Raw genomic sequence first — 15,757 nt, forward strand, 5'->3', positions numbered from 1 at the left:
GAAATAAACTTCTGATTAGAAGTTATATTCCATACCTAAACCAATAACAGTTTTCTTGTTGTTGTCTTTCTGCCAGTCAATTTTTTGTTGAGCAACAACACCGTAGAAACGAGCTTGTTTATTCATCTGGTAATCTGCACCTAAACCATAAAGATCTTGTTTACGATCATCACGCCCATCAGCTTCTGTTTTAGCAGAGATATATTCTGCTTTTAACTTTACTGGTGTAGAAGGGATGATATATGCAGCCGTTACACCAAAAGCATTTTCTTTTAAGCCTTTAAATGAATTATTAGTGACTGTGTCTGGTTTCCCAGTTTCTTTAGTCGTTGTGATGACAGCCACAACATCATCTGTAGGCTTAGCTGTTTGCCATAATGCGCCAAATACCAAACCATCAACACCAATTGGGGTAAAGTCTAAAGAGCCTGTAACACGAACGGCATCAGCATAAACGCCAGTTAAGTTATGTGCACTAAATTTAGTTGCTACAGCACGGTTTGCAGCAACTGCCGCAGCTAAACCGACATCTTTATTTTCATACGTTAAAGATGCTGAAACACCATCACCAAAACCATCACGCGCATCTTTTAAACCATAGTTTGTAACTACAGTTGTTTCTTTAGTAACGCCAGCTGTTGAAGTTGTAGATGTTTTTGTAGTTGCAGATGTTGCTGCATTTTCACCTTGCTGGAACATGATGTTAAATGCTAAACCACCAAGTAATTTCTTATCAGTTTCAAAACCGATTACGTTATTTAAACGATCTTCACCAGCTAAAATAGCAGTCATATCTAGTTCGTTGTGATCGTTGAAAATATCTTGGTTATTTCCAGCAGCAGTTTTTAAGTAAGAATCAAAACGACCAACTTTCAACGTTGCAATACCATCAGCTTTAAGGCCAATGTAACGGTTACGCATACCAAGATCTGTACCATCACCGTCAGTATTTACTTGCCATTCAGCTAAATAAACTGCTGATAAATCATTCGTTAATTTTTCATCACCTTTCACACCAAGACGAGAAGCATTTGAGTTAATTTTTGTTACGCTTTCATCTTTAAAGCCATTTTTGTCGATTTGATCTAAAGTCACATTGAGCTTACCATACAATGTAGGTGCTGCTTGCGCTGCATTCATGGCTAAAGTTGCTACAGTAGCAGCAAGAAGCAATTTTTTCATTGAGATTTCTCCAAACACTTTTTGTAAATGGCTGATGCCTTAGTTACTGTTATAAGCTTGCTTGTGTACATAAAGTTACACAGCTCACTGACTTGTATGCAGTATCGGCAAACTTTGTGACAGATAAGTGAAAGAAAAATGACAGTTTGATGACGATTCATATTTAGTAATAATTATATTTGTTATTGATTTTTATATATTTAATAAATAAAAGTGGGGCGAAAAGCCCCATCGTATAGATAATTTTTTACTTACAGCACTGCTTTAATCTTTTCAGCAAAGGCTTTAATCTTTTCCTGATCACCCATTTGTGCTGCATGACGACCAAGTTCATGAACTGAGCTAGGAATCAAATGGAAGTGCACATGTGGAACTGTTTGCCCAGCAGCAACTCCTGAAAGTTGCATTAGTACGATCCCTTTAGCATCTAAAGCGGTTTCAATTGCTTTAGCTATCTTTTGAACAATTTGAATCGTATAGGCTGCTGCATCAGCAGGTAAATCCATCAAAGTAACAGCAGGTGTTTTAGGAATAACTAAAGCATGACCATCTGCTTGAGGCATAATATCCATAAAAGCGAGGACCTGATCATCTTCATAGATTTTGATTGCAGGTAGTTCGCCTCTTAAGATTCTTGCAAAAATATTTTGGTCATCGTACGCCATGATTAGTCCTTTAATATAATGAGATGAGAAGTTTTGCTTTTCAGACAAGAATAGAAAATAAACTGCTAAGACTTAAAAATAAGGCTTTTATTTGCAATTTAATTCTTTTTGACGCTCTTTAATTTCATCTAAGCGTTGTTGCTCTCTGTCAGAAAATTTAGGCTTTGTTGTATGGCAGTTTTCATTACCATATTTAGCCTTGGCATCTGCATCTTTAAAACAAAATCCTTTCGATGCATAGATGAGATTATAGTCATCTTGCAACTTTTTACATTCTTGTTCTGGTGTAGCTGCTTGAAGGTTAAAACCTGTAAGGCTTACCAATCCAACAAAAACTGCAACCGTAAACTTATTCATGAGGTATTCCTCTAGTTAAAAGGCATGAACTCAAATAAATTAAGAAAATATGTCTATTTTCACGATTTGACTTAAGTTCAACTACTAATATACGGTTTATGAATGAAATTTCAATGAAACTGTATTATTGGAGTGTAATTTTTATCACCTTGAGCTTTTACTTTAGTATAATTTTCGTCCACTCTTCATACATTTTGACAGCAGAAGAAAAGTCGCTATTGGGTTCTGCAGTAAGGTTTGCTGCTTGAATCAAACTCTGGGTTAAGGCAAGTATAGGCGCTGGAAGCTTTGCCTCATGCACTAAATTCAACGCAATCCCTGTATCTTTTGCGAGCAAAGGTAATGCAAAGGTTATAGGGAATTCACGGCTGAGAACGCGTTGTGGAAAAATAGTTTCTGTGACCATGCTTTTGCCACTAGAAGCATTAATACAATTCAAAGCTGCATCTAGGTTTACACCATGCGCTTTGAGTGTACTAAATCCCTCTGCAACCGACCATAAATTGACAGCCAGTAACATGTTATTAATTGCTTTAACGGCAAATCCTGCACCCGAATCACCTACGTGTTGAATGAGCTTTCCGACTGCTGCCATCGCAGGATAAGCACGTTCAAAAGCATTAATGTCGCCACCCACCATAACCGTAAGTGTTGCATTTTCTGCACCAATGGTTTGTCCGCTGACAGGCGCATCGAGAAAATCAATATTTTGTGTTTTCAATCGTTCTGCTAGACGGCGTGCTGCCTCAGGAACACCACTGGTGCAATCAATCCAGATTGCACCTGATTTAACATTCACACCATCAATTAATGTTTCAACGTCATCACTAGTCGGTAAACACGAAAAGATAACATCTGCCTGAACCGCTTCAGCAAGTTCAACCGCCAAAGTGCCAAATTCTGTTGCATGTTGCTTAGCTTTATCAAAGTTACGATTCCAAACGTAAACTTTTTCGAAATACTTGGGTAAATGCGCAGCCATGCGATAGCCCATAGCACCTAAACCGATGAATGCAACAGATTGAGTCATAGTTTACCTTTTTATTGGAGTTGAACGTTCTGATAACCAAGTTGTCAGTGTTGGCCAGAACTCAATTGAACTGTTTTGACTAGACATTAAACCTAAGTGTCCGCCAGGTATCAGAGTAAACGTGACATCTTGACTATTTGTCAACTGTGTTAAAGGAAAAGCTGCCTCAGAAGTAACAAGTTGATCACTTTTACCTGCACCAACTAACAATGAACATTCAATGTTTTTAAGCTCAATGGTTTTATTCTTTAATGTGATTGCACCATTTTTTAATGGATTTTGCATCCAAACATTAAACAACATGTCTTGGTTGATCCCCCCAGGGTAATCAATCATATTATTTAAGAAATGGCTGAGTGTGGCGTCTTCTTGTACCAGTTTGAGGTTATCAAGATTTTTGAGCAATTGAATATTGCCATCAATCCAACCCTTAGGATCTAACAATTTAAAACCTAATGAGTTTAAAAAACCAGGTGAATGAATCATCAACTTAGGTAAACGGTTACAGATATAATCTTTGATGGTTGGGTTACGCGTCGTAATATATGCCAGTGTTTTATATAATTTTCCGATATAACCCGATGCATAACTATCAATCGGGCTACCTAAAACAATTAAATTTTTAACCGCATTTGGCTTGTGTCGAGCAGTGTAAAGTGTGACAAAAATTCCAGCCATACTCCAACCATGCAAAGAGATTTTTTCAGATTTAGAATGCTTTTGAATCGCCTCAATACAACGTGGAATAAATTTATCGATAAAAGATAAAAAATTCACTTGGTAGTTTTTGTAAGTCAACTTACCCCAGTCGATTAGATAAACATCAAAACCACTTTCTTGAAAATGTTTAATCAAAGAGCGGTATGGATATAGATCATAAATATCCATTTTGATGGCAAGAGGAGCTGTAAATACCAATGGCTCTTTGTAACGTTTGTTCTCAGAAGCATAAAAACGAACACGAGTTTCTTTAAATTCAGCAATCACTTGATAAGCTGTCGATTGTGACAATACAAGCCTATCTGCATCGAAGACACGCATAGCCAGATGTTTAAAATTTATTTTTTGCTGTTCTACAAGTGATTTCATCTTTGAAAGTCTCATCATGAGTCAAGATTGCACGAAGTCTAAGCGATAATTTCATCTTATGCCTTGACCTTAAATACGTTAGGCGCTCAAAATGTTGGCATATTTAAACACCTGATCATAAGGCATACAAAACGATGAATCCAAGCGATGATTTAGAATACCAACTTGAAACACTGGCTATTCGCACAGGGCATGATCGTACCTTTGAAGGGGAACATAGTGAACCTATCTTTTTAACATCTTCTTTTGTTTGCGAAAGTGCCGCAGATGCTGCTGCAAAATTTTCTGGGCAAATCGCAGGAAATACATACTCACGTTATACCAATCCAACAGTGCAAGCCTTTGAAAAACGTCTGGCAGTTCTGGATGGCGCAGAGCGTGCAGTTGCGACCAGTTCTGGTATGGCTGCTGTACATGCGATGTGTATGGCATATTTAAAAGCTGGCGATCATGTGATTTGTTCTCGCGCAGTGTTTGGTTCAATCATTGCTTTATTTGAAAAATATGTTGCTAAATTTGCTGTAGAAGTGACTTTTGTCGATTTGGATGATCTTGAAGGCTGGAAACAAGCGATTCGTCCCAATACACGTATTCTCTTTATTGAAACACCCTCGAATCCTTTGGCACAGGTTGGTGATATGCAAGCAGTTGCAGATATTGCCCACGCGCATGGTGCTTTATTTGCAGTGGATAACTGTTTCTGTACGCCTGTGTTACAGCAGCCGATTAAGTTTGGTGCCGATTTGGTTCTTTATTCAGCAACTAAATATATTGATGGCCAGGGACGGGCTTTGGGTGGTGCTGTAGTCGGTAAGAACGATTTGGTTGAAGAAATTAATGGCGTTGTACGTACCCTTGGCAATTCAATGAGTCCATTCAATGCATGGATTTTCTTAAAAGGTTTAGAAACGCTGAGTATTCGTATGAAAGCGCATTGTGAAAATGCACAAATACTTGCGGAGTGGTTACACCAACATGAAAAGGTTGAAAAAGTGTATTACGCAGGTTTGCCTGACCATCCCGGACATGAATTAGCCAAAAAACAGCAAAAAGGTTTTGGCGGTGTTGTATCTTTTGTCGTAAGAGGCGAACGTGAAGGTGCGTGGACGGTTATTGATAATACGCGCTTCTTATCGATTACCAGTAATTTAGGCGATGTTAAGTCAACAATTACCCATCCAGCAACCACCTCACATGGTAGAATGTCGCCTGAAGCCAAACAGGCTGCAGGAATTGAAGAAGGCTTAATTCGTGTTTCTGTTGGTTTAGAAGATATTAATGATATTATTCGCGACTTATCACGCGGTTTAGATTTAATTTAACGAGAGAAACTTATGAACATTAATATGCTCATGCAGCAAGCTCAGCGCATGCAAAAAGATATGGAATCAAATCTTAAAAAAGCCAAAGAAGAGCTTGCTAATACGGAAGTTCATGCTGAAGCTGGCGGTGGTTTGGTTAAAGTAACTATGACTTGCCGTAATGTCGTTAAGCGTATCGAAATTAGCCCAGACTTATTACAAGATGAAGCTGATATGATTGAAGATCTGATTGCTGCTGCGATGAATGATGCAGCACGTCAAGCCGAAGCTATTTCTGAAGAAAAACTTCAAGGCGCGAATTCAGGTATGGGCTTACCACCAGGTTTATCTGGTTTATTCTAAGCCAAAAGTCTCTAAGTCTTTTGGTGAGGCTTAGAGAACCTTTTTTATAAATAATAGAGTTGATCTGTGTTTAGTGAACGATTTGAACAGCTAGTTCAAGCATTGCGTATTTTACCAAGCGTTGGTCCAAAATCTGCACAACGGATGGCATTACATTTGTTGATGAAAAATCGTGAAGGTGCTTTTGCATTATCTTATGCATTACACGAGGCTTCGAGCCATATTCACGAATGCCATATTTGTCATTCCTTAACTGAAAACGAAATTTGTGATATTTGTGCATCTGTAGAAAGAGATGAGCAATTGCTTTGTGTGGTTGAATCTCCAGCTGATGTCATGGCAATCGAACAAAGTGGAAGCTTTAGAGGTAAATATCATGTACTTGGTGGTCATTTGTCTCCATTGGATGGAATAGGTCCTGAAGAAATTGGTATTCCATATTTGATTCAACGATTAAGCCAAGGACAGATTGAAGAAGTAATTTTAGCAACTAATGCCACCGTGGAAGGTCAAGCGACAGCACATTACTTAGTTGAGGCAACGAAACATTTACCAATTCACATGACCAGAATCGCACAAGGCGTGCCACAAGGTGGCGAATTAGAATATGTCGATAGTCATACGTTAAGTCAAGCGGTACATAATCGTATGAAGATGAAATAGTTTTATATTTATTGTAAATTCATGCTATTAATTTAAACAAATAATTCACTTTTACATTTTGTCTAACATTATTTTAGGTATATTTGCTTTAATTTATGGCAGTATAAGCAAACGAAAAGGATTTTCGTTTTTGATGAATAGAATAGGAGTAATTTCATGTTTTTCATGTGGAATAGTGATTAAATTATTCTTTGTAGATTTAATTTAGTTTCGTTTCAGCAAAAACTGTATTTTTACAGTTGTATTGCTAGTGTTTTTTATTATTTTACTTGAGCAAATATGTTTCAGTTCATTCAACAGCAAAAAGACCTTGCTGTTCTCCTCAGTCAAATGGAACAATGTTCTACCTACGCACTTGATACTGAGTTTATTAAGGTTGATACCTTATATCCAAAACTTGGGGTATGCCAGATTAATTGTAATGGTCAAATTGCTTTACTAGATGGAGTAGCACTTGATTTAGAGCAGTTTTGGCAGAAGGTTTTTACTGCACAGCAGAATATCTTTCATGCTTGTGGCGAAGATATTGATTTAATTTATCATTATGCAGATCAAAAACCATTAAAAAATGTATTTGATACGCAGATCGCAATGGCATTTCTTGGTCATGGGCTTCAGGTAAGCTATCAAAATGCATTAAAAACCTGCCTAAATATTGATATTGATAAGGATCAAACTCGCTCAGATTGGTTGGCACGCCCTTTAAGCCAAGAGCAAATTAATTATGCAGCAAATGATGTCTTATATTTGACAAAGCTCGCTGATACATTAAAACATGATTTACAGCGTAAAGGGCTTTATCAATATGTTTTGGAAGATTGTCAGAATTTAACGAAAGAAATTGCGATAGAAACTCCATTGACAGAGCTATATACCGATATTGGTAATTATCGCCATTCACGTCGTGAGTTAATGCAATTACAGCAGCTCAGTATTTGGCGTGAGCAAATTACCAAAGCCATGAATCAACCGCGTAGTTTTGTTCTCAAAAATACAACAATGCTAGATTTAGTGGAAAAAAATCCACGTAATAATTTCCAACTTGCCCAAGTTAAAGATATTCGTCCAAATATTGTACGTGAACATGGCAAAACCATATTGGATTTATTAAAGTTTTTACCACCTGAAGATGAATGGCCATTAAGAATGGCAAGACCTGTGAAGAATAATTCTAAAGAAGTTGCGCCTCAAATTGATGCTTTAATCGATCGAGTCGTATTTGAAACTGGCATTCCTAAAGAAATCTTACTACGTAAGAAATGGCTGAATGCAATTTATGAATATGTTGTATTCCATTTAGAAGAGCAAGAATTGCCGAGTTATTTGTTAGGCTGGCGCTACGATATCTTGACCAAGCCATTGGTGGCATTACTGCGACAAGATATTGAATATTTGGCGGCGCAAATGAAGTTAGCTAGGTAAAATAGTTCAGCTGTGAAAGACGACTGTTGCGTTAACATTCGTTAATGTACCTAGTTTTTTTTTCATGTATGCTGTTTAAAGTCTGTTGGAATAAAAATGACCAATAGTCTCTAAGATTGATAAGAGTTGTGAGTAAACATGCACTGCGATATTTATAGATCAAGCAAAAAAGACGAAATGTATATGTATATTGCTCGTCCAAATTATTCTGCAGATCAGGAATCAGAAAATCCATTTGAGTCTGTTCCTGAGAGTGTCTTACAAGCTTTTGGAAAAGCTACTTTTGTAATGCATTTGGAACTTCATGGTGAGCGTAAACTTGCACGTGTAAATGTATTGCATGTCTTAGACTCATTACAGACCAAAGGCTTTTTTATTCAAATGCCGCCAGAAGGACTTATTAATCCAAATGCGGTAGAACCAGAGGGTTTGCGTGGTGCTTGAAACGATAACTGCAATATGGTCTCACATTCTATCTGTACTGGATCAATTCCCTGAAGAGAATGTTGCGATTATTGTGTATGTTACAGGTGCAATGATTGCATTATGGTGTTGGTATCGTTTGATGTCACGTATGCCTAATCCAATAGGCGGAATTCTTTGGATTATTGCTTTTGCAATCCTTGCTACACCAACAATCTCTGAAGGTCCCAATTCAGAATTAGCACCTGCTATTTTTGGTTTGATTTTTGGTGTGCTCACAAAAGAGCATGATTTAATCTGGTCAAATTTATCTTTGATTCTCTTTGTCATTGGTACAGGATTATTGATCGGCTTCTGCTGGTCAAAATACAGTGCAAATAAATTTGCACGTTCGGTTTAGATATTCACATAAAGTTAAAGAAAAATAAGGTTTTCAAATGTCTGCTGATACACAACACTTCACTGGTACAGATCAATATATTGCAACTGACAGCCTGAAACTTGCGGTAAAAGCCGCGTGTGCTTTACAAAAACCATTATTGGTGAAAGGTGAGCCAGGTACAGGTAAAACATTACTTGCAGAACAAGTTGCAGAAAGTTTAGGTCTAAAACTAATTACTTGGCATATCAAATCAACAACCAAAGCTCAGCAAGGTTTGTATGAATATGACGCAGTTTCTCGCTTGCGTGATAGCCAGTTAGGTGATAACCGAGTCTATGACATTAAAAACTATATTAAACCAGGTAAATTATGGGAAGCCTTTACCAGCGAAAAACGCTGTGTATTGCTGATTGATGAAATTGACAAGGCTGATATTGAGTTTCCAAATGACTTGTTACATGAACTCGATAAAATGTCGTTCTATGTCTATGAAACAGGTGAAACCATAACTGCGACCCAACGTCCGATTGTGATCATCACCTCAAATAATGAGAAAGAACTTCCAGACGCATTTTTACGCCGTTGTTTCTTCCACTATATTGAGTTCCCAGATGAAGCCACCATGCGTGACATCATCGCGGTTCATTTCCCGAATATCGCAAATACTTTGGTCAGTGAAGCATTGCAAATATTCTTTAAATTACGTGAAGTCACGAATTTAAAAAAACCACCATCAACGTCAGAGTTAATTGACTGGTTAAGCTTGCTTATGGCAGATGATATGCCTGAAGACGTATTGCGCAATCATGATAAATCTAAAGCAATCCCACCATTGTATGGTGCGCTGATTAAAAATGAACAAGATGTACAATTACTTGAACGTTTAGCTTTTATGTCACGCCGCTAAGAGTGTAATCACATGTTTGTGCGATTGTTTTACACCTTACGCAAATATGGTGTACCTGTTACAACTCGTGAGTTGATTGATCTCAACCAAGCGGTTGCATCAGGTCTGGTATTTGCAGATCAGGAAGAATTCTATCAGTTGGCTAAAACAGTTTTAGTCAAAGATGAACGTTTCTTTGATAAATTCGATCGTGCCATGAAAGATTATTTTGATGGCATTGAAACTTTTGATCTAGATGAGTTACTTAAACAAGTTCACAAGTTACCTAAAGACTGGTTTGACCTAGAACTGTTAGAAAAACATCTGACACCAGAGCAACGTGCTGAGCTACAAAAAGCAGGTTCTTTAGAAGAACTGATGAAAATGTTGGAAGAACGTTTACGTGAACAGCATAAAAAACATCAGGGTGGCAATCGTATGATTGGCACTGGCGGAACTTCACCTTTTGGTGCTTTTGGCGATCATCCTGAAGGTGTCCGAATAGGTGGGCCAGGGCGTAAACGTTCAGCAGTAAAAGTATGGGAGCAGCGTAAATACCAAAATCTTGATGATGATCAAGTTTTGGGAACACGTCAGATGCAAATTGCATTACGCCGATTACGTAAGTTTGCGCGTCAAGGCGCGGCTGAAGAGCTTGATGTTGATGGGACTATTCGTGAAACCGCTAAGCAGGGCATTTTGGATGTGCAATTGGTTCCTGAGCGTCGTAACCGTATTAAAGTGCTGATGCTGTTTGATGTTGGTGGTTCAATGGATGCCTATATCGCTGAGTGTGAAAAATTATTTAGTGCGGCGAAGTCTGAGTTCAAAACCTTAGAATATTTCTATTTCCATAATTGTCTCTATGATTATGTTTGGAAAGACAACCATCGCCGTAGTTCAACTCGTATGAATACATGGGATTTATTCCATACTTACGGTCGCGACTATCGTGTAATTGTTGTCGGTGATGCCAGTATGGCACCATACGAACTCAAGTCGGCAGGTGGTTCAGTTGAATACATGAATGATGAATCGGGCGAAGTATGGCTTAGACGTTTACGTCAGCATTTTGACAAAACCGCTTGGTTAAACCCTGAAATGGAAGGTTACTGGCATTACACCCAGACCATTAACTGGATCAAAGAAATTTTTGAAAATCATATGTACCCAATGACCTTAAAAGGCATTGAGGATATGACGCGTTATTTGTCACGTTAAAAATTCATATGAATACTTTATAATGACCGCTTCTGTATAGAGGCGGTTTTTTTTCTGTTAAATAGATGCTAATCCCGTTAGAATAAAGCGTTTTTGCAATTAGCACTTTTGGAGACGCCTAAGTGGAGCGACCTACAATCAGCCCTGAACATTTACAAGAAGCGGCTGAAAACTTAGTAACCATTCGAGATTTTATTCGTTTTGGTGTAACCGCACTTCGTCAATATGATGCACACTTAGGTCAAGGTACTGAAGATTATTTTGCGGAAAGCTCTGCACTTGTTTTGCAAACACTGTCCCTGGAATGGAAAGCTGATGCAGAAATATTAGATGCAAAATTACTACCAACTGAAAAAGCAGAATTTTTAAGTCTATTAGAACGTCGCATCAATGATCGTATTCCAACCTCATATTTATTAAATTTGGCATATTTCTGTAATAAACCTTATTATGTAGATGAACGTGTACTCATTCCGCGTTCGCCAATTGCTGAATTGATTGAACAACGATTTGCACCATATTGTTTGAATGAAAATGGTCAAATGCTCGAAGCATTGAATAATTTACCAGAAAACACGAATCCGAAAACACCACAACGTATTTTAGACATGTGTACGGGTTCTGGCTGTATTGCAATCGCTTTAGCTTATGCATTCCCGGATTCTGAAGTCGATGCAACTGATATTTCCAAAGAAGCTTTAGAAGTTGCATCAATTAATGCTGAACACCATGATAAGCAATATCAAGTCGCATTACTTGAGTCTGATTTGTTTGCAAAAATTCCTGCTGAAAATCAATATGATTTAATCGTAAGTAATCCTCCATATGTAGACGCAGAGGATATGGCAGATTTACCAGAAGAATTCTTACACGAGCCTGAGCTTGCACTTGCTGCTGGTCAAGATGGTTTGGATTTAGTTCGTAAAATGTTAGCGCAAGCTGCTGACTATTTGACAGAAGATGGTTTAATCGTCATCGAAGTCGGTAATTCAGAATGGGCGATGCGTCAAAACTTTAATACTGTTGATTTCCATTGGCTTACATTCCAAAAAGGTGGTTCTGGTATTTTTGCATTAACTGCGGAACAATGCCGCCGTTATAAAGATATATTCCAGCAATCTATTCAAAATTAAGGGGGTGAAAATGGCAGGAAATAGTATTGGTCAGTTATTCCGTGTGACCACATGTGGTGAATCACATGGTGCTGGCTTGATGGCAATTGTAGATGGCGTACCACCGGGACTAGAACTTTGCGAAGCAGACTTACAAAAAGATTTGGATCGCCGCAAGCCGGGTACTTCTAAGTTTGCAACGCAACGTAAAGAGCCTGATCAAGTTGAAATTATTTCTGGTGTTTTTGAAGGCAAAACTACGGGTACATCAATTGGTTTATTGATTCGTAATACAGATCAAAAATCAAAAGACTACGGTAATATTGCCCAAACATTCCGTCCTGGTCATGCTGATTATACCTATACTCAAAAATATGGTTTCCGTGATTATCGTGGTGGTGGTCGCTCAAGTGCACGTGAGACAGCAATGCGTGTTGCGGCAGGTGCGATTGCTAAAAAGTATTTGGCAGAAAAATTTGGTATTGATATCCGCGGGCATGTAACACAGATCGGGAATGAAATTGCAGAAAAGTTAGATTGGGCTGAAGTGCCAAATAATCCATTTTTCTGTGGTGATGTTGATGCAGTTCCTCGCTTCGAGCAATTAGTCACAGCATTGCGTGAGCAAGGCACTAGTTGTGGTGCAAAACTCGAAATTATTGCTGAAAAGGTACCCGTCGGTTGGGGTGAACCTGTATTTGATCGTCTCGATGCAGATATTGCTCACGCTATGATGAGTATCAATGCGGTTAAAGGCGTTGAGATAGGGGATGGTTTTGCAGTTGCTGGACAGTTTGGTCACGAAACTCGTGATGAATTAACCACAGATGGTTTCCTTGCAAATCATGCTGGTGGAATTTTAGGTGGTATTTCAAGTGGTCAAACGATTCGTGTCGCGATTGCTTTAAAACCAACCGCAAGTATTACCACTCCTGGTAAAACCATTACGATTGATCGAGAAAACACGGATGTGTTAACCAAGGGTCGTCATGATCCTTGTGTGGGCGTTCGAGCGACTCCAATTGCTGAAGCAATGTTAGCAATTGTTCTAATGGATCATTTTTTAAGACATCGTGCTCAAAATGCTGATGTTGTAGTTCCATTCCAACCAATTGAGCCATAATTTTAATTTTTCACATACTTGCGACACTTTGCGCGCAAGTATGTTTTTTAATAATAAAAAATTCATCTTATAAAGTCTCAGAAATTACATTTTCACTCGTTGCAACATAATATTGATTTCTACCATTATTTTTTGCTACATACAAAGCATGATCTGCTTGAGAGATAAACTCTGATAGGCTGTCATTAAGATGAGGAGTTGTTGTTGCAACACCCACACTGATCGTTACATATTTAGAGACATTACTTCTAGGATGTGCAATCCCTATATTTTGCATTAATTGCATTAAACGTTGAACTTGTATCAGTGCTTGATCTTTATCCGTCATGGAAAATAAAAGTAAGAACTCTTCACCGCCATAACGTGCCGCAAGATCTCCACTTCGCGATGAGATTGAACCCAGCAAAATGGCAATTCGTTTAAGACATTGATCCCCCTGAATATGGCCTAATGTATCATTGTATAGTTTAAAAAAATCGATATCGATCATCATGATTGTGATAGGAACTTCATGACGGATTGAGCGTTTCCACTCATTTTCAAGCACTTCATCGAGGTATCTACGGTTCGCTAAACCAGTTAAAGCATCTTGTTGAGATAAAATTGAAAGTTGTTGCGCCTGACGCATAAGCTCTAATCGATTTAGTTCGATCATACAGTCTTGTAGATAATTCTCTCTATGTTGCCGATCTATTGCATAAGCTAAAGCCATTCCTAGAAAGCTACTAAAAGTATAAGTTCGATTTAAGTAAGTCCAATCAATTGATCCATTAAGCCAAACACTAATGGCAATACCAATTAAACCACCAGACCAACCAGCAAACATTGCTGTATAAAATCGCATACCAACAAAGCCATATATAATGACCACGGCATACATCATAGCGGCATGAAAAAGAACGTTATTCTGACCATGTTCCAATACATTAATTAACGTGAAAGTAAGAGCGACGGCACCTGTAGAGCCTAAGCAAACATAGTAATCAAACCATCTATTCATTGATGGAATGAAAGCAAGTAACCATGCAAAAACAATTATCATACCCACCCAACCGTAGTACGCGACCCATGCAGTGCGTAGCTCTGTAGGTAGAACTTGGTAAGTACCAAAACTTAAATATAAATAGAGGCATAGAATGATTGGTGCACGGTAACGGAATTCATATGCAGCTTCATTTTTATACTGATCTTTATAAATGACCTCTAATTCTTTAGGAAACCAAACTAAATTTAGTCCGCGAGAAATTAACAAGTCAATCTGTTCTTGCCCGAGTAAGTTGGATGCTTTTAACTTCATCTTATTTCTCATCGCCCCCCAATGTTCTTATAAATGTAAATAGGGATTGTTAACTACGTTACACTGTATTAAATAAAATGTGTATTGGATTATATAAAATTAATAATTTTTTATGATAATCAGATTTTATTGCCAGTATTCTATATTTTTCGGGTGTAATATGAATGTATTAGCAAATAATATAATGATTAAACTTAATAAAATGCTGAACAGATAAAAAATGTTACAAATTAAATAACAAGCATTGTATATTAATTGTATTAGGATACAATCTAGCTATAAAAATAAGCAGCAATCGTGGAAAATAATTGAAATAAGTCATACGAAATAGGATGGATCGAAATGACTGTTATGAAGCAATATGGAACAAAACTAGAAATAACACCTCACTCAGAATGGGCACAACAATTTTGGGATGAACTTGTTCCTGCAAAAGAACGAGTAAGCAAACACCCTTTATTTTTAAATATGGCAAGCGGTAGCCTAAATTTAGAATGCTTTCGGTCAGCATTATTAAATTTTTATCCTTTGGTTGCTCATTTTCCATCATATATGGCAGGTGCTTTAGCTAAAGCGACGGCTTTTTCTTTAGATGGTGTAACTGAGACTAGAGATTGGTTAATTCAAAATATCAAAGTTGAAGAAAGACATTTACATTGGTATCAAGATTGGGCGAAGGGTTTTGGCATAACGACTGAAATGTTGAATGAAGTTAGACCACCAGTAGCAATGAATGCAGTCAATCATTTTTTATGGGATGTAAATTTTAGGGGAAGTTTAGCGGAGAGTATTGCTGCAACAAATTTAGCAATAGAGTGGGCGACAGGGGATTGGACCATTCATGTTTATAAAGGAATACAAGCTTATACAGATACACCAGAAGTAAATATTAATAAAAGATCATTGGCATGGTTAAGAGCTCATGCACACTATGATGATCTACATCCTTATGAAGCGATGGAGCTGATTAAGAGATTATGCGATAAAGATCCAGTTTCTCAGAGAAAAGCTTTTTTAGCAGCGAAAGAAGGCTTGGCTTATTATGAGCTGGCTTTAGATGAGTGTTACAAGTTACAAAATAATAATTAAAAATACCGAATAAACTGCTATTTAGTTGGGGTACTAAGTAGCAGTTTTTATTTAATTTTTTAAACTGAATTCATTTTATCGTAGAAATTCTTTAATTTAGGGAACTCCAGTGGCGCGTTAAGTTGTCTAGATTAACTATGTATTCTTCAAAA

Annotated in this window: 17 protein-coding genes; 11 read left to right on the top strand and 6 right to left on the bottom strand. The window is 37.6% G+C overall.

Annotation, left to right across the window (positions count from 1 at the left end):
* Positions 1–15: 15 nt before the first annotated feature.
* From ABLB98_RS07110 to ABLB98_RS07130, 5 genes are all read right to left on the bottom strand, one after another.
* Positions 16–1,182: a porin gene (locus ABLB98_RS07110; RefSeq protein WP_288401880.1), complete on the bottom strand. Its 1,167-nt coding sequence runs from the start codon at positions 1,180–1,182 to the stop codon at positions 16–18.
* Positions 1,183–1,433: 251 nt separating this feature from the next.
* The gene (locus tag ABLB98_RS07115; protein WP_087537097.1) at positions 1,434–1,847 is read right to left on the bottom strand and encodes an HIT family protein; all 414 of its coding nucleotides are present in this window, start codon (positions 1,845–1,847) and stop codon (positions 1,434–1,436) included.
* An 87-nt stretch (positions 1,848–1,934) separates the two neighbouring features.
* Positions 1,935–2,204 carry a YARHG domain-containing protein gene (locus ABLB98_RS07120; RefSeq protein ID WP_249570702.1) on the bottom strand — a complete coding sequence of 90 codons (270 nt, stop codon included), beginning with the start codon at positions 2,202–2,204 and terminating at the stop codon, positions 1,935–1,937.
* Between the two features lie 157 nt (positions 2,205–2,361).
* Positions 2,362–3,234 (bottom strand): NAD(P)-dependent oxidoreductase, encoded by an 873-nt coding sequence (locus ABLB98_RS07125; RefSeq protein WP_348882558.1) that lies wholly within the window; start codon positions 3,232–3,234, stop codon positions 2,362–2,364.
* 3 nt (positions 3,235–3,237) lie between these two features.
* A complete protein-coding gene (locus ABLB98_RS07130) occupies positions 3,238–4,323 on the bottom strand; it encodes an alpha/beta fold hydrolase (RefSeq protein WP_348882557.1) in 1,086 nt (361 codons plus the stop codon).
* A 134-nt stretch (positions 4,324–4,457) separates the two neighbouring features.
* Between ABLB98_RS07130 and ABLB98_RS07135 the strand changes: the two genes are divergently transcribed.
* From ABLB98_RS07135 to aroC, 10 genes are all read left to right on the top strand, one after another.
* The gene (locus ABLB98_RS07135; RefSeq protein ID WP_348882556.1) at positions 4,458–5,645 is read left to right on the top strand and encodes an O-succinylhomoserine sulfhydrylase; all 1,188 of its coding nucleotides are present in this window, start codon (positions 4,458–4,460) and stop codon (positions 5,643–5,645) included.
* A 12-nt stretch (positions 5,646–5,657) separates the two neighbouring features.
* Positions 5,658–5,987, top strand: coding sequence for a YbaB/EbfC family nucleoid-associated protein (locus ABLB98_RS07140; protein ID WP_004662103.1), 330 nt, complete (start codon positions 5,658–5,660; stop codon positions 5,985–5,987).
* A gap of 66 nt (positions 5,988–6,053) precedes the next feature.
* Positions 6,054–6,650, top strand: a complete 597-nt coding sequence (gene recR / locus ABLB98_RS07145; protein ID WP_005160191.1) for a recombination mediator RecR — start codon at positions 6,054–6,056, stop codon at positions 6,648–6,650.
* Positions 6,651–6,929: 279 nt separating this feature from the next.
* Complete coding sequence (locus ABLB98_RS07150) at positions 6,930–8,072, top strand: HRDC domain-containing protein (protein WP_348882555.1); 1,143 nt, start codon at positions 6,930–6,932, stop codon at positions 8,070–8,072.
* 183 nt (positions 8,073–8,255) lie between these two features.
* Positions 8,256–8,516 carry a YcgL domain-containing protein gene (locus tag ABLB98_RS07155; protein ID WP_241307477.1) on the top strand — a complete coding sequence of 87 codons (261 nt, stop codon included), beginning with the start codon at positions 8,256–8,258 and terminating at the stop codon, positions 8,514–8,516.
* Positions 8,509–8,895, top strand: a complete 387-nt coding sequence (locus ABLB98_RS07160; RefSeq protein ID WP_348882554.1) for a hypothetical protein — start codon at positions 8,509–8,511, stop codon at positions 8,893–8,895. The genes ABLB98_RS07155 and ABLB98_RS07160 overlap by 8 nt, the downstream gene beginning before the upstream one ends.
* 37 nt (positions 8,896–8,932) lie before the next feature.
* Positions 8,933–9,784: a MoxR family ATPase gene (locus ABLB98_RS07165; protein ID WP_348882553.1), complete on the top strand. Its 852-nt coding sequence runs from the start codon at positions 8,933–8,935 to the stop codon at positions 9,782–9,784.
* A 12-nt stretch (positions 9,785–9,796) separates the two neighbouring features.
* The gene (locus ABLB98_RS07170) at positions 9,797–10,984 is read left to right on the top strand and encodes a VWA domain-containing protein (RefSeq protein ID WP_005160186.1); all 1,188 of its coding nucleotides are present in this window, start codon (positions 9,797–9,799) and stop codon (positions 10,982–10,984) included.
* A gap of 122 nt (positions 10,985–11,106) precedes the next feature.
* The gene (prmB, locus tag ABLB98_RS07175) at positions 11,107–12,117 is read left to right on the top strand and encodes a 50S ribosomal protein L3 N(5)-glutamine methyltransferase (RefSeq protein ID WP_087537106.1); all 1,011 of its coding nucleotides are present in this window, start codon (positions 11,107–11,109) and stop codon (positions 12,115–12,117) included.
* 10 nt (positions 12,118–12,127) lie between these two features.
* Positions 12,128–13,219, top strand: a complete 1,092-nt coding sequence (gene aroC, locus ABLB98_RS07180; RefSeq protein WP_005160180.1) for a chorismate synthase — start codon at positions 12,128–12,130, stop codon at positions 13,217–13,219.
* 67 nt (positions 13,220–13,286) lie between these two features.
* Here the strand turns inward: aroC and ABLB98_RS07185 are convergent, their stop codons facing one another.
* The gene (locus ABLB98_RS07185; protein WP_348882552.1) at positions 13,287–14,516 is read right to left on the bottom strand and encodes a GGDEF domain-containing protein; all 1,230 of its coding nucleotides are present in this window, start codon (positions 14,514–14,516) and stop codon (positions 13,287–13,289) included.
* A gap of 342 nt (positions 14,517–14,858) precedes the next feature.
* Between ABLB98_RS07185 and ABLB98_RS07190 the strand changes: the two genes are divergently transcribed.
* Positions 14,859–15,605, top strand: a complete 747-nt coding sequence (locus ABLB98_RS07190; RefSeq protein WP_241307470.1) for a TenA family transcriptional regulator — start codon at positions 14,859–14,861, stop codon at positions 15,603–15,605.
* Positions 15,606–15,757: the final 152 nt, after the last annotated feature.

The sequence above is a fragment of the Acinetobacter yuyunsongii genome (genome assembly GCF_041021915.1).
In the GTDB taxonomy this organism is placed as follows: domain Bacteria; phylum Pseudomonadota; class Gammaproteobacteria; order Pseudomonadales; family Moraxellaceae; genus Acinetobacter.